General features: G+C 62.2%; 16 protein-coding genes and 1 tRNA gene. 10 read left to right on the top strand and 7 right to left on the bottom strand.

Annotated elements, in window-relative coordinates; translation table 11 throughout:
- Positions 1-27: 27 nt before the first annotated feature.
- Complete coding sequence (locus DEIPE_RS11905; protein WP_015236213.1) at positions 28-252, bottom strand: hypothetical protein; 225 nt, start codon at positions 250-252, stop codon at positions 28-30.
- Between the two features lie 131 nt (positions 253-383).
- Here DEIPE_RS11905 and DEIPE_RS11900 point away from each other — a divergent pair, with 131 nt between their 5' ends.
- Together DEIPE_RS11900 and DEIPE_RS11895 are read left to right on the top strand one after the other, a co-directional pair.
- The gene (locus DEIPE_RS11900; RefSeq protein WP_015236212.1) at positions 384-1,604 is read left to right on the top strand and encodes an aminopeptidase; all 1,221 of its coding nucleotides are present in this window, start codon (positions 384-386) and stop codon (positions 1,602-1,604) included.
- Between the two features lie 32 nt (positions 1,605-1,636).
- Complete coding sequence (locus DEIPE_RS11895; protein ID WP_015236211.1) at positions 1,637-3,196, top strand: Na/Pi cotransporter family protein; 1,560 nt, start codon at positions 1,637-1,639, stop codon at positions 3,194-3,196.
- A gap of 55 nt (positions 3,197-3,251) precedes the next feature.
- Here the strand turns inward: DEIPE_RS11895 and DEIPE_RS11890 are convergent, their stop codons facing one another.
- From DEIPE_RS11890 to DEIPE_RS11880, 3 genes are all read right to left on the bottom strand, one after another.
- The gene (locus tag DEIPE_RS11890) at positions 3,252-3,572 is read right to left on the bottom strand and encodes a hypothetical protein (protein ID WP_041230875.1); all 321 of its coding nucleotides are present in this window, start codon (positions 3,570-3,572) and stop codon (positions 3,252-3,254) included.
- Positions 3,573-3,812: 240 nt separating this feature from the next.
- A complete protein-coding gene (locus DEIPE_RS11885) occupies positions 3,813-6,410 on the bottom strand; it encodes a DUF2339 domain-containing protein (protein WP_015236210.1) in 2,598 nt (865 codons plus the stop codon).
- 70 nt (positions 6,411-6,480) lie between these two features.
- Positions 6,481-7,407, bottom strand: a complete 927-nt coding sequence (locus DEIPE_RS11880) for a tRNA dihydrouridine synthase (protein WP_015236209.1) — start codon at positions 7,405-7,407, stop codon at positions 6,481-6,483.
- A 357-nt stretch (positions 7,408-7,764) separates the two neighbouring features.
- On the opposite strand from DEIPE_RS11880, the gene DEIPE_RS11875 reads away from it, so the two are divergent.
- From DEIPE_RS11875 to DEIPE_RS11865, 3 genes are all read left to right on the top strand, one after another.
- Positions 7,765-8,283, top strand: coding sequence for a GNAT family N-acetyltransferase (locus DEIPE_RS11875; RefSeq protein ID WP_015236208.1), 519 nt, complete (start codon positions 7,765-7,767; stop codon positions 8,281-8,283).
- Between the two features lie 106 nt (positions 8,284-8,389).
- Positions 8,390-9,154, top strand: a complete 765-nt coding sequence (gene argB / locus DEIPE_RS11870; protein ID WP_015236207.1) for an acetylglutamate kinase — start codon at positions 8,390-8,392, stop codon at positions 9,152-9,154.
- A 130-nt stretch (positions 9,155-9,284) separates the two neighbouring features.
- A tRNA-Gln gene (locus DEIPE_RS11865) sits at positions 9,285-9,358 on the top strand.
- Positions 9,359-9,487: 129 nt separating this feature from the next.
- Here DEIPE_RS11865 and DEIPE_RS23160 read toward each other — a convergent pair.
- The 3 genes from DEIPE_RS23160 to DEIPE_RS11845 are packed head-to-tail and all read right to left on the bottom strand — an operon-like array spanning position 9,488 to position 11,996.
- Positions 9,488-10,396 carry a DUF4238 domain-containing protein gene (locus tag DEIPE_RS23160; RefSeq protein WP_015236206.1) on the bottom strand — a complete coding sequence of 303 codons (909 nt, stop codon included), beginning with the start codon at positions 10,394-10,396 and terminating at the stop codon, positions 9,488-9,490.
- 32 nt (positions 10,397-10,428) lie between these two features.
- Positions 10,429-11,766, bottom strand: coding sequence for a tyrosine-type recombinase/integrase (locus DEIPE_RS11850; RefSeq protein ID WP_015236205.1), 1,338 nt, complete (start codon positions 11,764-11,766; stop codon positions 10,429-10,431).
- A 2-nt stretch (positions 11,767-11,768) separates the two neighbouring features.
- Positions 11,769-11,996 carry a helix-turn-helix domain-containing protein gene (locus DEIPE_RS11845; protein ID WP_083865803.1) on the bottom strand — a complete coding sequence of 76 codons (228 nt, stop codon included), beginning with the start codon at positions 11,994-11,996 and terminating at the stop codon, positions 11,769-11,771.
- 172 nt (positions 11,997-12,168) lie between these two features.
- Here DEIPE_RS11845 and DEIPE_RS11840 point away from each other — a divergent pair, with 172 nt between their 5' ends.
- From DEIPE_RS11840 to DEIPE_RS11820, 5 genes are all read left to right on the top strand, one after another.
- A complete protein-coding gene (locus DEIPE_RS11840; protein ID WP_015236203.1) occupies positions 12,169-12,507 on the top strand; it encodes a hypothetical protein in 339 nt (112 codons plus the stop codon).
- A 52-nt stretch (positions 12,508-12,559) separates the two neighbouring features.
- Positions 12,560-12,826: a hypothetical protein gene (locus DEIPE_RS11835; RefSeq protein ID WP_015236202.1), complete on the top strand. Its 267-nt coding sequence runs from the start codon at positions 12,560-12,562 to the stop codon at positions 12,824-12,826.
- 295 nt (positions 12,827-13,121) lie between these two features.
- Positions 13,122-14,204, top strand: a complete 1,083-nt coding sequence (locus DEIPE_RS11830) for a DNA-methyltransferase (protein ID WP_015236201.1) — start codon at positions 13,122-13,124, stop codon at positions 14,202-14,204.
- Positions 14,205-15,114: 910 nt separating this feature from the next.
- Complete coding sequence (locus DEIPE_RS11825; protein WP_157448849.1) at positions 15,115-16,188, top strand: hypothetical protein; 1,074 nt, start codon at positions 15,115-15,117, stop codon at positions 16,186-16,188.
- A 20-nt stretch (positions 16,189-16,208) separates the two neighbouring features.
- Positions 16,209-18,164, top strand: coding sequence for a DUF2357 domain-containing protein (locus DEIPE_RS11820; RefSeq protein WP_041230870.1), 1,956 nt, complete (start codon positions 16,209-16,211; stop codon positions 18,162-18,164).
- Positions 18,165-18,298: the final 134 nt, after the last annotated feature.

Raw genomic sequence — 18,298 nt, 5'->3', positions numbered from 1 at the left:
CCCTCTGAGGCTCCACGAACCCTCCGGTCAGAAAATGCCGCCGCCGAGCATCAGGCGCAATCCGGCCAGCAGCAGCACCACCACGTTCAGCACCGTTCCGGCCCGACCACGGCCGATCAGGCCCAGGACCAGCCCGAGCAGCGCGGTCGGAACTGTCAGAATCCAGTTCAGCCAGCCAAAAAAGGGCAGGATGCCGAGCAGCAGGAAGAGGCCGGCGACCACGCCCGCGACGATGGAGAGTACGTTCAACATATCTGTAGATACGACACGACCACAGCAAAGGTTGCGAGGACTCGCGCCGGTTGTGCCGCGGTCATGCGGCGATGGCCCGGCAGGGTGCGGACAGCGAGCCGGAGGGTGGGCCTTGTAGGGTATGGTGCAGCATGCTGTCTTTTCAGGAGAAACTCGAACGCTACGCTGACCTGCTGGTGCGAATCGGCGTCAATTTGCAGGCGGGCGGCAAGCTGCAGCTGAACACCCCACTGGAAGCCGCGCCGCTCGCTCGCCTGATCGTGCGCAAAGCCTACGAGGCCGGCGCGCGGGCAGTCAGCGTACGTTATGACGATCCACAGCTGACGCGGATCCTTTTCGAGACGGCACCTGAGGAAGCGCTCGAATACGCACCTGAATGGCAGGTCCAGGAAACCCTGCACAAAATAAGTGATGGGTACGCTTTTCTGTCCATTGCCGGCAATGATCCCGACCTGCTTTCGGGACTGGACGGTGAGCGCATCGCGCGGCGCTCCAAGGCGCTCGCGCAGGCCAACAGGCCGGTCGCCGAACACATGGGCTCGTTCGCGGTGAACTGGAGCATCGGCGCGATGCCCGTGCCCTCGTGGGCGCGCAAGGTCTTTCCGGACCTCAGCGAAGAAGAGGCCATCGCGCGCCTGTGGGACGCCATCTTCACGGTCACGCGGGCCGACCGGCCTGACCCGGTTGGGGCGTGGCGAGCCCACACCGAGGCGCTGGCCCATCGGCGCGAGTACCTGAATCAGCGCCGTTACGAGGCGCTGCACTTTCGTGGTCCCGGCACCGACCTCACGGTGGGGCTCGCGAACCCACACGTCTGGGTGGGAGGCGCCTGGCCCGCGCAGAACGGCATTCCTGGCGTGCCGAACCTGCCCACCGACGAGGTCTTTACCGCGCCGCACCGGGAACGCGTGAACGGCACCGTGCGCGCCACCAAACCCCTCAGCGTACGCGGCACCCTGATCGACGGCATCGAGGTGCGCTTTCAGGACGGGCAGGTGGTCGAGGCCCGTGCGAACAGCGGTGAAGCAACCTTGCACTCCCTGCTCGACACCGACGAGGGTGCCCGGCGCCTGGGCGAGGTGGCCCTGGTCGCGGCGTCCGCGCCCGTGGCACGCACGGGCCTGCTCTTCTACAACACCCTCTTTGACGAGAACGCCGCGTCGCACATCGCACTGGGACACGCTTACGCCTTTAACGTGGAGGGTGGCCAGGGCGCGATGGGTGCTGCGGGCGCCAACGACAGCCTGATTCACGTGGACTGGATGATCGGCTCGGCAGAGGTGGACGTGGACGGCGTCACGGCAGACGGCGCGCGCGAAAGCGTCATGCGCGGCGGCGAGTGGACTTTCTGAAGCGCAGCGGCAACGTGATATAACCACGTTCTATGCTGCTGCTGCTCGGCGGACTGGCGCTCTTTTTGTTCGGGGTGCGCCTGGCCGGAGAGAACTTACAGGCGCTGCTGGGCACCGGCATGCGGCGCCTGCTCGCCAGCGCTACACGGTCAAACGTGGGCGCGGCTCTGGTCGGCACCCTGGTCACCGCGCTCGCACAGTCGGCGACCCTCATCACCGTGCTGACCGTGAACTTCGTAGACGCCGGCGTGTTGAGCCTGACCCGCGCGCTCGCGGTGGCGCTGGGAGCCGGGGTGGGCGGAACCTTCACGGTGCAGCTGCTGTCGCTCCACGTCGGGCGGCTCACCATGCCGCTGCTGGCCTTGGGCTTGCTGCTCAGCTGGCCGCGCCTGCTGGGTGGTCGTCTGGGCCGGGTATCGCTGGGGTTGGGATTGTTGTTTCTGGGGTTGGAAACCCTGCTCGCTTCGCTCGAGCCGCTGGCACAAAACGCACTGTTCGGCCAGGTGCTCTCGGCACTGGCAGCAAGTTCGCTGGTGGGAGGGCTGCTGGGTTTCGCGCTGGCCGTGCTGGTGCAGAGCAGCAACGCCGCCGCGACCCTGGCCCTGGCTTTTGTCGTGGGTGATCTGCTGACACCCGCCCAGGGTGTGGCGATCGTGGTGGGCGCCAACGTCGGCACCACCCTCACGGCGGCGCTGGTCAGCCGGTCAGGCAGCGTCGAGGGGCGGCGGGTGGCGTACGGGCACTTGGGGCTCAAGGTCCTCGGCGCGTTGGTGGTGATCGCCGTGATCGATCCGTTCACGAGGCTGCTCGCCAGTCTGGAGAGCGAACCCAGCCGGTTGATCGCCAATGCGCACACCCTGTTCAACGTGATGGTGCTGCTCGTCGCGCTGCCCTTCGGTTCGCTGCTGTCCCGTCTGTTGCGGCGCGTGCTGCCCACGCCGCCCAGCGAGGAAGGTCCGCGCTACCTGACGCCGGACGCCCTGAACGATCCCACGCTGGCCTACGGCCTGGCCTTCCGCGAGACGGTGCGCGTCGCCGAGGCCGTGCAGCGCATGTACCTGCTCGCAGCAGGCACCGTCACCCTGCGCAACGATCAGGCGAACGGGGTACAGCGCGCGGAAATCATTCGCCAGGAAAACAGGGTCGACGAGCTTGTACACGCGGTGGTACTGTATCTGGGGCAACTCAGCGGCAGGGTGGACTCAGGCCAGTTGTCCGCCCTGCTGGGCATTGCGAGTGAGCTCGAAGCCCTGGCTGACCTCAGCAAGCGCCTCGCGCGGCAACCCCTGAAGCTCGAACGGCACGGTGGACGCTTCTCGGATGCCGGTGGCCAGGCCCTCGCGCTGGTGGCCGGTGAACTCGCCGAGCGCATGCACCGGACGTTCACCGCGCTGGCCCTGCGACAATCGGACGCACACGAGGACGCGGCCTTTTCGGTCCACCTGGGTCAGCAGCGCCTGAGGCACCTTGAACGGCTGGCGCAGAATCCGGATTCGCAACGGTCGAGCAGCGTGCATCTCGACGTCCTGACGATTCTGGAGCAGATGAGCGCCGGGCTCAACCGGATTTCACGTCTGGCAGCTCAGCTCTAACGCGTTCAGGCCGCGCGTTTGTCCCGGTCAGTCGTGTATGAGTTTACGCCGCTTCTCAGGCTTCGACCAGCTTGAAATCGGCTTCGGCACCGCCCGGACGGGGTTTCGGTCCAGCTGGAACGAGCACGCCCGAAAGATCGTCGTGGTCATCCAGACGATCCGGCGTCGCCCGCCAGACCAACACGACACGCCGGGACGACTGAATTTCATTGCCTTTCGGGCGTGTCAGTCGGTCCTGGTGAGGCACACCCCCAGGTGCAAAGAAACGCATCGGTCCTGCAGGTGTCTTGCCCTCCAGGCGATGTTCTGCAGCGCTGGCAGGTTTGAACTGCTCTTTCTTGCTCGGACTCGGCTTCCAGCTGGAGAATCCGTTCATACCTCAGGCTACGCTCAAGTCATGGCGAGAGGATTGATGTAATTCCCGCCTGGGCTTCATCAACTGATGGTCTGAAACTCATGACACCATCCAGGTAGTCTGCCCGGCAAACGAAGAACGTCCCAATTACTTTGAGTTGTTCTATGGGTTTCACTGCGCCACAGGAAGCAGGAACCGTATATCTGCCGCACAACCGGCCTCTGGAGCGAAGCGTCCGATCCGCAATGAAAGCGGCAGGACTCAGCGGGACGTGCGGTCCCGAGGAGGCGCGGGTGAGAGGTAGCCGATCAGCAACAGCAGTGCCCCCACCGAAACGAAACTGACGATGCGCGCGAGCGCGGATGACCCGGCAAGATCGACCAGGAACAGCTTGACGGTCACGGCCACCAGCAGAACGGCCCCGACCAGCCAAACGCCACGTGCGCTTCGCTCGTCGGACTGGCCAGCCCGCCGTGCCCACCACATGGCGCCCATGCCCAGCCCGGTCCAGACGAGACTCAGGGTGGTCTGTACCGCACCCGAGCCAAGCAGCGCCGCCGCTTCCCACGGCACCCCGCCCAGAAAATGGACGCCCCGCAAGGCGGCGGTGCTCAGGCCGAGCAGGGCGCTCACGCTGAGCAGCCACGCGAAAGTGTGCGGCCGCTGCGCCGACCAAACGGGTTCCAGCGCTTCTGACAGTCCTGGTGTACGTCGCGTGCCGCTGCGTGTCAGGACACGCCAGGCCACGTACCAGCTGCCGGCCAGGGCCAGGTCGAGCGGGTTCAGCAGCGGCACAGGCCAGGACCCCATGCGTCCACTGTGCCCACTGGCCAGCCAGAACCACACCAGAATCGATCCCAGCACGGGCAACACTCCCAGACGCACGAAGGCTGCGAAGTCCCGCCGAATCCAGGGCACCCGCCGCCCCTCCGTCACGATCAACGCGACGCCCAGAGCCGGTACTGCCCCCCAGGCACACAGGGCCCACACGCCGCCCCAGGCGGACGCCGCACTCCACGCCAGGATCAGCAGGACAAACCAGAAGGCTAATGCGTGAAAGAGCACGCGAAAACGCGCCGGAAAGGCCAGCGCACGCCATTCCAGCACGGTCAGCTGCGCAGCCACTGCAACCGGCACAGACAGCCACCCCAAATCCGTCAGGGGTGACGTACCCAGCCAGGCCAGCTGGGCGACGATCGCCACCGGTAAAGGCAGGTACGCGGCTGCACGCAGCGCCGAAAGGCTCCACCGGGCCCCCAGGACGCAGAGGACGACGGCGCTGAGCGCCACATACACCACCAGCAGCGCCAGGGCCGGACGCCCGGCGTGTTCAAGAAACAGACCGTAGGCACCGCCCAGAAGCCACCACACCATGCCTGCGCCCGCGAATGCCCGCGCGAGAGGTGGCCATACGGATTGCACAAAGCGGGCGCTGAGCAGCGCGGCCATCGCCAGCAATGCGGCCAGGCCCCAACCTTCCAGCGCAATCGGCGGACCCTCACCGAGGGCCTTCCACAGCACTGCCAGGCCCGCGCCCGCTTGCACCACAGCACTCCAGATCGACCAGGCACGGGACCGCTTGCGCGCGGCGTACCACGCCAGGGCCGCGCCCTCCAGCGCCCAGGCAGCCGGGGTAAGGTTGACGCCCAGCGCAAACGGTAACCCCAGCGTCAGGGCACCGACCGCAATGGCCGCGTGGGCAATGCGCCAGCTTGCGGTGCGCGTCGCCAGCAAGGTGTAGAACGCGCTGAGGCCCAGGCAGGAGAGCGCCATGACTTCGCGTGCTCCTCCCGTCAGCGCCGCCTGCAAGCTCAGGAAGACCACCGGGGTCGCAAAGAGAAGCGCCACCGCCGTGCCCCTGGGGCCGGTCTCGCCGAAGCGCGCCCGCGCGAGCGGCAACAGGGCGTACATCAAAAAGAACAGCAACAAAAATGGCTCAGCGACCGCGAAGCTGTCCGGGCGGTATGCCAGGACACCCCACACGGTAGCTAGGCCAAAGGTCGCAGCAAAGCCCAGCAGCGGCAGTCCTTCCCAGCCGAAACGCACGCCCAGTGGCAGGGCCAGCACGTTGAGCAGGGCGTAATAGGCAAAGAGCTGTACACCGTTGGCCTGACCGGACGCGCTGGAGGCAGAGGTAAGCAGCGGCGCCAGAAAACCGCCCAGCGTGCCCAGCACGGCCAGCACCTGCGAGCGCTGCACGGTGGCCAGGGCGGCCAGCAGCCCACCCAGCAACGCCAGCAATGCAAACGCCCGACCCGTTGAAAGCAACCCGTAAAAATGCAGTGACGCGAACACCGTGAGGTACCACACGCCAAACGCGGTGCCCATCAGCGCGGCGGCGTACGCTGCGCGCACTTTCCTGAGGCGCCAGCCCACTACCAACAGCGCTCCTCCCAGGGCCACCACACCCCACAAGCGCAACGGCAAACCCAGCAGCCCGAGGTCTGCGGCGTACTTGAGGCCAAGACCTACGCCCACCAGCAAGACGACGGCACCGAGTCGCGCAAAAGCGCTTGGGCCACTGAAAAAACCGGTCAGCCAACGTCCGAGGCCGAAATCAGCCTTTTTGACAGTTTCGGTGGTGACAGCGGGTTCGAACGGACCGTGACTTCCTACAGCGAACTCTGCGGGAATCTGGGTGAGCTCGCCCGCACTGCCGCTCAGCGTTTCTTTTGTCGTGGGAGCAGGCTCAGCGGGATCCGGCAACGAGGCGCCGGCTTCGGGCCGCACCCGCCGCAACCGCAGTTGGCGCACTTCCCGTTCGAGCTCACCGATCCGGCGTTGCGTGTTCAGGGCTGAGATCAGCGCCCACAGGGGCGCCACCACCCACAGCACCACCAGCAGCGTGACAACTTCCATAGGCCTCCCCGCCCGCACTTCGGTCCGCGACACTCCTTGACCGTGTTGATGCCCGCTCGGACCTCACCGGTCAGGCAGCCACGTCCACGCACCCCAGCACCTGACGCAACCCGGCCAGGGTGTCCACGCGGACCAACGAATCACGCCATTCAGGCCGCGCCGGAAAATAGCGGGGCAGCACCTTGCGCAGCTGTCGCAGTCCTGTCCGCTCCCCGTAAAAGGCTATGTTCAGTGCCGCATGCCGCAAGGCCACCTCGACACGCTCGTCTTCGCCTGGAGCCGTCCCGCCACGTGCCTGACGAAAGATCCACGGATTCCCGGTGGCGCCGCGGCCCACCATGACGCCCGCCACGCCAAGACGGCGTTTCTCCTGTGCCTGCTCTACGCTCGTGACATCCCCGGACCCCACCACCGGCACCGGCACACTGGCAGCCACCTGCGCGATCGCGTTCCAGTCCGCCTGCCCCTCATAGCGTTGCGCGGCCGTGCGGCCATGCACGGCGATCAGGTCTGCCCCGGCCTCTGCCAGACCCTGCGCGATCTCGACCGACCGGTCAATGTCCCACCCCAGGCGCATCTTGGCACTGATGTCGCACGGAACCGCTGCGCGCATGGCCGACACCAGCCCATACGCCCGCTCGGGAGTCTGCAGCAGGCAACTTCCGCCCCTTCCACGGACTTTGGGCACCGGGCATCCCAGGTTCAAATCGATGGCCTCGGGGCAAAAAAGCTGATAAAGGCGTGCACTCGCTTCGGCGAGCAGTTCGCTGTCCGCGCCGAACAGCTGAATGACGCGGTCACGCTCACCGGGCAAGGGTCGGCCGAGGTCCAGGGTCGCGTCACCGTTCACGACACCACGGGCGCTCATCATCTCGCTGACCGTCCAGGCGGCCCCCAGTTCGCGCGCCACAGCGCGGAAGGGCGCATCGCTGTAACCGGCCATAGGCGCGAGGATCAGCCCCCCTGTGGCCAATTGGCGCGCGTAAAACCCCTGCATGGCGTCACTCTAGCAAAATGCCGGTGACTTTCCGGGAGCAGACTGGCTACAGAGCACTTCTCTGAAGGAACCGTTCCAGGCAGATTGAGCGCCTGCATGCTTTCGGGCAGGGCCCCTGCTGACAGCATCAGGCAGATGTCCCAGACTGAAAGGCGTTGGTCATTTATACGCCAAGAAAGTCCCAGCCAATTCGAAAGGTGCTCTTTCTCATTCCAGGCTTTCCAGGCAGTACACTGAATCCAACACATGTCAACGTATTCACGAGGGTCTCGCCCTGCGCTTGCGCCATCGCCCCACACCGGGCGGTCCGTCAGGCCAGGAGCGTGGCCATTACAAAAACGAATCAGGAGGAACACAGTGCTGGAGGAACGGGTACTCAAAGTTCAGGAAACAACCCTGCACGACGCGCCCTTGATGCACCAGCTGTACCTCGATACCCCACAGTATTTTGAGATGCTCGGAACCCCCATTCCCACCTTGCTCGAAGTGCAACGCGAAGTGGAGTTCGCGTTGCGTGATCCCAGGCGCCGATTGGAACTGCTCTTCGACGGTGAGCGTGCTATCGGCTGTCTCGATTACAAACTGCACTACCCGGCGCGCGGGGACATCACCATCAACCTGCTGATGATTGCCGGTCCGGCACAAAACCGCCGGTACGGTTCGCTGGCCCTGGGTCACCTGGAAGAGCGTCTGCCTGCCGGAACCCGGCGCCTGCTGGCCAGCGTACTGGGCAACAACGCCCGTGCGGCACGATTCTGGGAACGGCACGGCTTCAGTTTTGCCATCGATGCGCGCCCCGTGATGGAGTGGTACGCCAAGGAGATCGGCGGGTCGACCTCTCCCATGAGCCTCCGGCAGACCAAACTGCCAGCCTGAGCGCCCGAGCCACCTGCCTGGCCTTGCGCCTGCCCTGCGCCACACGTTTTGCGTTCCTGGCCCGCTTGTAGACGTCCGGTGCTGCCTGAGCTCTAAGCTGAATTCCATGATCGTGAAATACGGCGGAAACGCCATGAAATCCCTTGAGCTGCGCCGCGTTGTCGCCCGGGAAATCGCTGCGCTGCGCGCCCACCTGCCGGTCGTGGTGGTGCACGGTGGCGGGCCCGTGATCGAAGCGGAATTGAGCGCACGCGGGGTGCCCAGTGAATTTCGCCAAGGTCTGCGCGTCACGTCCCCGGAAGCGATGCACGTCGTGGAGATGGCGCTCGCCAAACTCAACAAGGAACTCAGTGCCGACATCGGGCAGGCGCTCGGGCTGATGGGCCGCGACGCCGCCCTGCTCGTCGGGGAGTTGCTGCTCGACGGGGCAGGCCTGGCCACCTTCGGCCGGGTGGGACGCGTGACCGAAGTGAACGCTGCCCTCTTGCGTACCTTGCTGGGAGTCGGGCTCACTCCGGTGGTGGGGTGCGTGGCCGTCGACGTTCAGGGAGAACCACTCAACGTGAATGCCGACTGGGCGGCGGGCGCCGTAGCAGGCGCCCTGGAAGAAGGCATCGTCTTCCTGACCGATGTGGACGGAGTGTACCGGGCGTACCCGGATCCCGACAGCCTGGTCCACATGCTCGGGGCGCAGGAAGTACGCCTGGGCATCGACGAAGGCTGGATCGCAGGAGGCATGATTCCCAAGGTGCAAGCCGCCCTGGAGGCACTTTCGCGCGGAGCACCCTTCGCGACGATCGCGTCGGGCATGGCCCCCGGTGTGCTGACACGCGCCGCCACCGGAGAAGCCGGGACACGCATCGTGCCCTGAGGGCGCTGGAAATTCTCTTTGAAGCCGCTTCGGAATGCCGCTGCCACTGCCTTGACCGTCTCCATGAGAGCCGCTATACTTCCCCTGCCCTGAGCAGTCCTGCGCTGAGGGTGAAGGGCGAAGCAAGCGGTGGGGCATCGTCTAACGGCAGGACAACGCTCTTTGGAAGCGTCGATCATGGTTCGAATCCATGTGCCCCAGCCAAGAAAGAACCGCGTCCTAGACGCGGTTCTTCTTCTTTACTCTCCTGCGCTACGAGGCAAGGTGAGGTGCTTTGGCGTAGTAGTGGCGTAATAGATCAGTAAGAGGGCTCAACCAAGTTAGCGCGTGCGCTTATCCCTCTTTGGGGAACTGCACATGGAGCTTCGCTGCTTCGGCTCTGAGCCGTTCCAATGCACTCTCGACTTCAGCACGTGTCCTCCCAATTGCTTGCTCAGATGCCATCCCTGCAATTATGAAGTTATAGTGATCCACCAGCTCTGGGGGAACGGCGAGCACGGCATTTTCTCCCTCATGCCCCTTTTCGTGGAAGCTTATGAAGTCCGTGGTATGCAGGAGAAATTCTGGGCTGATCGGAAACAGCACCTGCGCGTCATATGTGGTGAAACCAACACCCATCCATGGTGCGAGGGGTTGACCCAGCAACATCACCGGTGCGTCGTTCGTCATAAACGATCTACCTTCAGGCGCTTGGCTGATACGCCAAGCATGTCTATACAGAATTTCTGCAATAGTAGCTATTAGGTCATCTGTCAAGCCGAGCAGGAGGTGGGTTCGCGCTTCTACATTTGGGACGAGCTGAAGGTCGGGCGGTGCGCCCTCTACAACGTGATGAGCCAAGCGGCCAAGTACTTCGCCCAAGCGTTCGAGGTTGCCCCTCAACGCTTCACGGAACGTAGAAGTGCGAAGGTACTGCATAGCCATATGCTCGGCCAACCGTCTTTTATGCTTAGGGTCGAGCTCATTGCCTAATCTGAAATGGGCTACAACTTCTCTCAGAAGTGCGGCTAAGTCCCCTTCGACTTCCTGAGAAAAATACTTTTCGAGAACTTGCTCATGATCGTCTGGCCCTAGGTCATAGAACAGGGCTCGACTAGCGACACTATGAAGGGGAACCTCGACAATTCGAGCATTACGTGTGATGAGGGTCCATGCCCGCTCCACGCCTGAATTGGGAGAAGTCGAGGCAAAGTTTCTCAAGTAGGCTCGTGGAACGAAGTGCTGCCGAATCGTTCTGGTCATAGAACCTCTCCTCCAACCTGTATAAAGGGCCTTCAGTTGAGGGCCGCAACCGCTTCAGGCTCTCGCCTTGGTGGCATCGTTTCAAAGAGGTCCACCACATGCGCCCGCTTCTCGTTCTCGAAGACGTGGCGGTAAGTGTCGAGGGTAATACTCACGCTCGCGTGCCCCAGGATTTTGCTGACGACTTCCACCGGCACTCCTCGCTTAAGGGCCAGCGTTGCGTATGTATGCCGCAAGTCGTGAGGAGAGCGGCTGGGAAGCTTCTGTCCCTTTCCACCTGCCAGAACCTCTGCGCGTAACCTGGCAAGGGCTTCTGGGGACGTGCTGATTGCAAGGTGCCGGGCCTTCTCTTCGAACCTGTCTGGGTCGCTCCACTCAATCACGCGCTTCATGGTGCGGTTCAGGTTGTCTGGCGCTACCGGGCCACCTAACTCGCCTGCAATCACGTAGCCCGAATTTTCCCAGGCAGCTCCCGCCGCCTTACGCTCGCGCTCCTGCTTGGATTGCAGCTCCTTCAAAACCCGCACAAGGCTTTGAGGCATTGGAATGTCACGCCGCGAAGCCAGGGTTTTAGGCTCGCCTGTCACGGTGCCCTTCACGCCACCCGTGCGAACCTCGCGCACGCTGAGAATGCCACGCTCCAAGTCCACATGCTTCCACAGCAAGCCCGCCACTTCTTCGCGCCGCAAGCCCAGGGAAACGGCCATAAACAGGGCCGGAAACAGGCGGCATATTCCGACTTCTTCAAGCGCCCAACCGATTGCCGCGAAGCGCTGCATCTGCTCTTCGTCGAAGACTTCACCGGCTGAGATTGGGGCCGTGAGCTTGCTCCGCTTCACGCTGTCCATTGGGTTCACGTAAATGATCTGATCGCTTACAGCTTCGCGGAACATCGAGCGCAGCTTGGCGCGGATGTGCAGGAGGGTGCGGGGCGCCATCGTGCCGCCTCGCTTCATCTCACGGGCCGCGAGAGTCGCCATCAGGTCTTTCAGGTGCTGGGGTCGCACATCGCGCAAACGCTTCTTGCCGATGTGTTCGAGCGCGTAGGCCAGCAGCTCACCCGCTCGCTTTTGCGTCTTGGGCTTTACGTCGTGCTGGCGTTTCAGCCAGCGGGCCGCGTATTCGGCCACCGTCACATCATCGCTCGCGCCGATCAAACCGCGCTTGTAGTCCGTCAGCATCGCATTCCTGGCGTCCTCGGCTTCCTTCTTAGTGGAGGCGTAGCCAGAGCGTGAAATGCGCGTGCCGTCCGCACGGAAACCGAGCGTAATTTCCCAGCGCCACTTTTTCCCTACCTGGCGCACGGTCCCTTGCCCATTGCCGCGTTGCTTGGTCTTGCGCTCCTTGGGCACTGTTTGTGCACGCGCCATGATTACTTCTCGCCTTCTTCCCAGGTGAATACGTCGGCAGCGGTGAGGGGCTGCTTGGTGAGGCGGCGCAGGGCGTGAATGACTCTCTCTACCACGGGGAAGTCAATCCGTGTCGGCTTGCCGTCGTACATGGCACGGACCGTGTTCATGGCAATGTCTGCTTCCTTCTGAAGGGCGTACCGCGTCACACCATAGCGGTCCATCGTTTGCCTGAGGGTCCACCGGAACATTTGGTCAGGGTAAGGTATGGTTTCCACTACTTAATAGTAGGCTATTAATAGAAACTATTCAACTAATTGACAAGTATTCAATTAGTTGATACTATTGGGATACAAGGAAAGCGCGCCCCAGTCGCCAAACGAAGAGCGCGCTCCTTGAATCCCCCCTCAGCAGGAGAAGATCATGACTCAGCATACCAGCACAGCCCGCAGCTTCACCCTTCCCTTTACTGGAGTTGTCTTCGATGACCGCACGACCGGCGAGCGTGCCGAAGTCACCGCCCAGGGCCAAGCGCTCTACCGCCTGAACAGCCACAGCCCTGAAGAACTCGTCACCGTCACCCGTGGCCGCGCCCTCGCCTGGGCTCTGCGGGTCCGTGAGGCGCTGGACAGCGGCGCTCAGGGCTTCCTGTTCGGCGGGCTGGGCCTGACCCTGGAGAAGGAGCTGAGCTTCGGGCAAGCGGGCCTATTCGCCCTGCCCCAGTACAAGCCCGCCGACGATCTGGCGCAAGCGGCCGACTGAAGCAAGACGGGCCGGGACACCCTCGGCCCTCACTCCCTGAAAGGACGAAGCCATGAACGAATTGGACACCTCACCGACGCTACCCGAGAAGGGGATGGCATCACCCTGCATTACCTCGGCCGAAGGTCAGGAAGGCCAGCAGCACACCCAGCCGGGCGCACCCTTTGCCCTCACCGGTCGAGGCTCTGAGGAAACCCGTACGCTCTGCCTGCTCGAGGAGCTGACCCAGGATGGGCAAGGCCTCCGCTACGTCACCAGCTTCAAGGCGAGGCTCAGTCCGGCCACCTGGCGCACCCTCGCGCCGCTGCTCAGTGGTTAGGAAGCCCAAGCATGAGCCACTTCCAAAGCTAGAACCTGATAAATCCTGACACCCCGGCCCACTCGAGCTGGGTGTTCTCGTGCTTCCAGGTTCGATACCCCATGACAGGGATACGCCCCGGGTACCCCTTGATAGATCCACAACTACTTGAGCTTCAACGAGGGTTTGGGGTAAGAGGGATATGAGCCCCAGAACTTAGGCGGTTCAGCATCCACACCGTAAGCTGGGGCAGGCCGCTTCAATCCCTCGTACCTGACCAGTCACAGGTAACCTATTGAAGTTCCCACCCACGACTATGACCCAACTCCAAGAAGCTTCCCCAACGACCGCACCGGACGTAATCCTGCCGAACACCAGGGCTAACCGTGCCTTACGGCCTGAAATCACTTCGCAAGAGCTGTTCACCAATACTAACCTGATCGCACGTGCGTATTACGCCGATGAGTCCACATTGATTTTCAACGCCGATGCCCGTACGGCCCTGGGCTGGCTAGCCGAGGCTGGTCTTCAGGTGGATTGCATCGTTACCTCGCCGCCGTTTTATGGCCAGCGAGACTATGGAGCAGAAGGGCAGATTGGTCTGGAAGAGCATCCCAAGACCTTCGTTCAGAACCTCGTGGACACCTTCGAGGCAGCCCGACCCGTCTTGCGGGATACGGGAAACCTCTGGGTCAACCTGGGCGACACCTACTGGAGTGGAAAGGGGCAGCACCGCAGCGACGAGAAGAAGCAGAGCGCTCGCCGCTTCGGGCTAAGGCCCCAGGACCGGACCGGCGACGGCAAGTGGTGTCGGCCCAAGCAGCTGCTGCTAATCCCCCACCGTTTTGCCATCGCCATGCAGGACGCGGACTGGCTCGTCCGCAACGACAATGTGTGGGTCAAACCCAACCCGATCCCCGATCAGGTGCGCGACCGCTGCTCCATATCCCATGAGTACGTGTTCCACTTCGCCAAGGAGCGTTGGTACTACTTCGACCGTAAGGCGGTGGGCCGCAAGAGTGAGAAGGGCAAGATATTACCCCCACTAGACACCTGGGTGGTGCCCCCCTCACGGCAGAACAACGGCCACAAGGCGACCTTCTCCGAGGACCTTATAAGCATTCCGATTCGGGCCACCACTCCTAAGAATGGTATTGTCCTTGATCCCTTCGCCGGAAGTGGTACAAGCCTCCGGTTGGCCCGCAAGCTCGGCTTTCGCGCTATTGGCATTGACATCAGCGCGGCGTTCTGCGAGATGATGACGACTGAGGCCCGTCAGATAGCTGGGCAGCTGTTGGAGGCACCCCCCGAGGCAGCCACTGAGACCCCTGATCTTGAAGAGATGACGCAGGCCGTGGATCAGGCCACCCACACAACGGATGTTCTAGAAAATGCCTAGTTATGTAACTGCCAAACGTATAGAAGAAACTATAGAGCGTTTAGGTCGAGCAAGAGTTCGCGGTACCCTACTTGATTTTCTGATACTTAAGCGTGCTCTAAAGCTAAAAAATGAAGATGCCCTGCCACTTAAGAAAACTGAGCCCGCACTTATACAGGCTGTTAACGAGTATCTATCCACTCAGAAACCAGCCTCAACGTCAATCTCAATAAAAAACTTTAATTTTTTCAATCCAATTAAATCGGAGCACAAAACAAAGGGGTACAATACGAACGATTATTACTCCAATGGTTTTCCTGATACCATAGGGGGAGGGACGTTTGCTGGTATTATAGACGTTAAAACTTTGGGAGTTAGGCACGCCAGCCTATCTCAAGATTACCTATCTCATCTTGGTGATATTGTTACAACAGACAAGAGTAGGCAATTGCCAAGAATAGATGATGTTGCCCTATGGTATTATAGAGATCACGACTTAGACAAATACGTATCTTCAAAAACGCCCTTGGAAGCAATCGAATTTATAATAGAAGATTATAAAACGGACGGTAATATAACAGACGAAGAGGTAGAGACTCTATTCCAGCGGGTCGAAGCAACTGAATACACAGACTTCTCCTGGGTGACAGCAGAGGTTGCTGATCCACAGATTTACCTCCCCCCACGTGGCGCAAGGGCACAAAGTACGCCTCCCCAGACGACGGCCCCCACTCCCACTTCACCCACTCCATTGTCAGTTCCCACCGCTCCAAGCAGTCCAGTAAGCTGCTCGTTTGACCTCGTGGTGGCCCTAGCTGCTAGGGGGTTCGTCATCCTCAGCGGACCGTCTGGAACTGGGAAATCCCGAGGCGGTCTCCAATTAGCCGGGGCCCTCAAGATCCAACTTGACGATCAAGAACTCCTCGCGTTCGTGCCGGTAGGCGCTGATTGGACCGACACGCGACACATCCTGGGTTACCGCAACCCCTTCGGCCCTCCCCGTCAGGTGGGCGGCGTCGAAACCCATGAAACGTACCAGTTGGAAGAACCGCTGCGCCTCCTGCTGCGGGCCGCGCATCCGCAAAGGGAACACATCCCGCACCTGCTGCTGCTCGATGAGATGAACCTGTCCCACGTGGAGCGGTACTTCAGTCCCTTCCTGTCGTTGATGGAGTCCGGGCGCACGGAGGAGGGCCAGGGCGTTCCCCTAATCAGTGCCGACAACATCGCCCTGATTAGCGACGTGCTGGAGCATGTAGAGCCAGGCAGTTCCGAAGCCGAGGCAGCGCAACACTTAAAAACCGCTGGGCGGGGACTCACCCTGCCACCCAACGTCTTCATCATCGGGACCATCAATGTGGACGAGACCACGTATATGTTCTCGCCCAAGGTGCTCGACCGTGCCCAGGTCATCGAAATCCTCAGTGTGCCACCCAAGGTCTACCTGGACCCCAGCCACACGGAAACCGAGCTGACCCTGAGCGGTGCCGCCGCGCTGGCCGTGTTGCGACCCTTGGCCCCGACCTCCCTGAAGACCAGGCCCAACCAGGCTTTCCTGACGAGAGCGCAAGAACTTGGCTTCCCCGACCACTGGGCCAGCGATGTCTCCAAGACTGTCGAGTACGTTCTGCAAAAGGCTTACGAAGTGCTCGAACAGGTGGGGTTCGCTTTCGGCTACCGCCTGGTCAACGAGGTGTTCGCCTACCTTGAGGTCTGGATACTCGCACAGAAAGAGCAGTGTGACGAGACCGGGCAAGCCCTCAGCACGGACGGTTGGCACGACGCCCTGGACAAGGTGTTCTCGCAAAAGGTCCTGCCCAAGATTCACGGCAACCGCAGGCAACTGAATGACAGCCTCACGAAACTGGAGACGTTCTTGCGAGGGCTCAGCACCCAGGGCGTGCCGAATCTCGGCACCCCGGACCCCATGCCCGTGAGTCGTCAAAAGCTGGAACGTATGAACCGCCGTCTGAACGCCACCGGCTACACCACCTTCGTCGAATGACCCAGGGGCCGTCTTCTTCCATGCAACCCTTTCACCGTCTGGTCTTCCAGTGGGGGGAAGCTCTCGCGCTCGACCTCTCATGGAGAGAAGGCGAGGAGGGCGAGGAGCTGGCTCCACCCCCTGTCCCCGGGCTGTGGCAAGCCATCGAGGAGCGGAAGCAGGATGAGTTCGGGGTGCGGGGCATCCCGCCGATCTGCTGGCGTGATACCCAGGATGTCCTCTTCGAGGCGCTGCAACTCCGTGAGGCCACCCCCTACCTGCTGGACGTAACGGTGCCGCTGTCCTACGAGGAGGCTATCCGTCAGGCGAAGTCCTCACCCACCTGGCCGTTCTCTCGTGCGCTGGAGAAGTATTACCGGCGTGACCCGGAGCGGCGCTGGAAAGATGTTCCGGGTGGCGTCCGTATCGGGGGGTCCTTGAACTTCGGCTCGTCGGTCGGCATCGCGGACTTGGGCTTGGCGCCGTTCAGGACTGGGCCGGTGCGTGTGGAGGTGGCCTGCGCAAAGTTCGGGTACTTTGATGACCTGCGTGCCCTGCTTGATGCCCTGGCCGAGGAGGCGGTGTCCCTGCTGCTGACGGTAGAGGGGCCCACCTTCGCGCCCCTCGATTGGAACGAACTTGAGGACGCCGATCCCCTCGCCCTGCTGTTCAACCTGCGGCGCATCATGGGGGGCGGCGGCCTGGAGAACGCGGTCGAGACCGTGCTCCGGGCACCCCACAATGTCATGCGCTCACGCGAAACGCTGACCCTGCTGGCACTGGCGACTCAGCCTGCCATTGATTTGATTCCCACCCGGCTCTCGGGGGAACATCTGAGACCAGGCGGGCCGCTGGAGTCCCTGTTTCGTGGCTTCACGCCGACGCACCTACCGGAACGTCATGTGGCGGAGACGTTCGACACCCCCGAGAACCGTTTTGTCAAAGCGGTCCTGCTTGACCTGGAACGGCTCACGGAGGACCTATCCAGGCGACTGACTCTGGCGAAGAAGCCACTGAGCGCCCGGGTGGTCCAGGTGTGGGGCCAGCAGGTGCAGGACTGGCTGAGCGAGCCATTCTGGCGTGATGTGGGGGAGTTGCGGCATCTTCCCACCAACTCCCAGGTGTTGCAACGCCGTGAAGGGTACAAGGATATTCTGGCCGCCGATCTGAGTTTGCAGCTCGGCCTGCGCCTGCCTTGGAAGCGCGGCCAGGAGCTGGCGGACGGGCTGGACGGCCAGTTGAGGCCCATCAGCGAGCTGTACGAATACTGGTGTTTCTTTGTGCTCCGGGCGTGCCTGCGCGAAGTCTGTGGCCCTGAACTGCCTTCACCCCGCCCGCTGTTTAAAGAGGTGCCCGGAGGCTTCGGGCTCGACCTCCAGCAAGGGAAGCAGAGCCAGGTGAAGTTCCAGTACGCCTCCCCGTGCGGGAGGAGTGCGACGGTCTCACTCTATTACAATCGCCAGTTTAACCATGAGGTCAGGACCAACCCGGAGTGGGAGGGCAGTTACTCGGCCAAGTTCCACCCGGATTACAGCGTGCTGTTTCAGATGGAGGAGGCCCAGGGGACCCGCAGGCACTGGCTGCACTTCGACGCCAAGTATCGGCTGGACGGCTCGAAGTGGAAGGCCGTGCTGAGAGATGCCGCCGAAGAGGTCGAGAACGACCTTGTGGAGACCTCCTTGCCATTGAACCGGGAGCAGCGCGATACCTACAAGCGGGGCGACCTCTACAAGATGCACACCTACCGTGATGCGCTGCTGGGCACGCGCGGTTCTTACGTGTTGTTCCCAGGCTCCGGGGAGGACGAGACGATCTTCCTCCGTCACCCCACGGAGGAGTACCCTGCGAACTTCTTCTTCCCGGGTGTCGGTGTCTTCCAACTCCGGCCATCCGCGACGGACGTACATCGCCAGCGGTTACGCTCGTTCCTTGAGCAGGTCTTCTTGCAACTGGCTCAGGCCCCCGCTGACTATCAGGAGGAGTTGGGCTACTTCTAAGCGTTTGACCTGACTACCGTTGAAAACGAGGCGCGGTGCCAGCGATAGCAATGCGAAAACCTGCACGCGGCGCTGAGAACTTGAAAACCAGGCGGTCAATCTCGAAGACACTGGGCTCACGAAGGTGCGCACGT

The sequence above is a fragment of the Deinococcus peraridilitoris DSM 19664 genome (assembly GCF_000317835.1).
GTDB lineage: Bacteria > Deinococcota > Deinococci > Deinococcales > Deinococcaceae > Deinococcus_A > Deinococcus_A peraridilitoris.
This window is presented reverse-complemented; position numbering and strand designations above follow the sequence as displayed.

Bases quoted from the DNA above. Each gene is read 5' to 3' on its own strand.
- DEIPE_RS11905 (WP_015236213.1), bottom strand. From the start codon at position 252: ATGTTGAACGTACTCTCCATCGTCGCGGGCGTGGTCGCCGGCCTCTTC.
- DEIPE_RS11900 (WP_015236212.1), top strand. From the start codon at position 384: ATGCTGTCTTTTCAGGAGAAACTCGAACGCTACGCTGACCTGCTGGTG.
- DEIPE_RS11895 (WP_015236211.1), top strand. From the start codon at position 1,637: ATGCTGCTGCTGCTCGGCGGACTGGCGCTCTTTTTGTTCGGGGTGCGC.
- DEIPE_RS11890 (WP_041230875.1), bottom strand. From the start codon at position 3,572: ATGAACGGATTCTCCAGCTGGAAGCCGAGTCCGAGCAAGAAAGAGCAG.
- DEIPE_RS11885 (WP_015236210.1), bottom strand. From the start codon at position 6,410: ATGGAAGTTGTCACGCTGCTGGTGGTGCTGTGGGTGGTGGCGCCCCTG.
- DEIPE_RS11880 (WP_015236209.1), bottom strand. From the start codon at position 7,407: ATGCAGGGGTTTTACGCGCGCCAATTGGCCACAGGGGGGCTGATCCTC.
- argB (WP_015236207.1), top strand. From the start codon at position 8,390: ATGATCGTGAAATACGGCGGAAACGCCATGAAATCCCTTGAGCTGCGC.
- DEIPE_RS23160 (WP_015236206.1), bottom strand. From the start codon at position 10,396: ATGACCAGAACGATTCGGCAGCACTTCGTTCCACGAGCCTACTTGAGA.
- DEIPE_RS11850 (WP_015236205.1), bottom strand. From the start codon at position 11,766: ATGGCGCGTGCACAAACAGTGCCCAAGGAGCGCAAGACCAAGCAACGC.
- DEIPE_RS11845 (WP_083865803.1), bottom strand. From the start codon at position 11,996: ATGTTCCGGTGGACCCTCAGGCAAACGATGGACCGCTATGGTGTGACG.
- DEIPE_RS11840 (WP_015236203.1), top strand. From the start codon at position 12,169: ATGACTCAGCATACCAGCACAGCCCGCAGCTTCACCCTTCCCTTTACT.
- DEIPE_RS11835 (WP_015236202.1), top strand. From the start codon at position 12,560: ATGAACGAATTGGACACCTCACCGACGCTACCCGAGAAGGGGATGGCA.
- DEIPE_RS11830 (WP_015236201.1), top strand. From the start codon at position 13,122: ATGACCCAACTCCAAGAAGCTTCCCCAACGACCGCACCGGACGTAATC.
- DEIPE_RS11820 (WP_041230870.1), top strand. From the start codon at position 16,209: ATGCAACCCTTTCACCGTCTGGTCTTCCAGTGGGGGGAAGCTCTCGCG.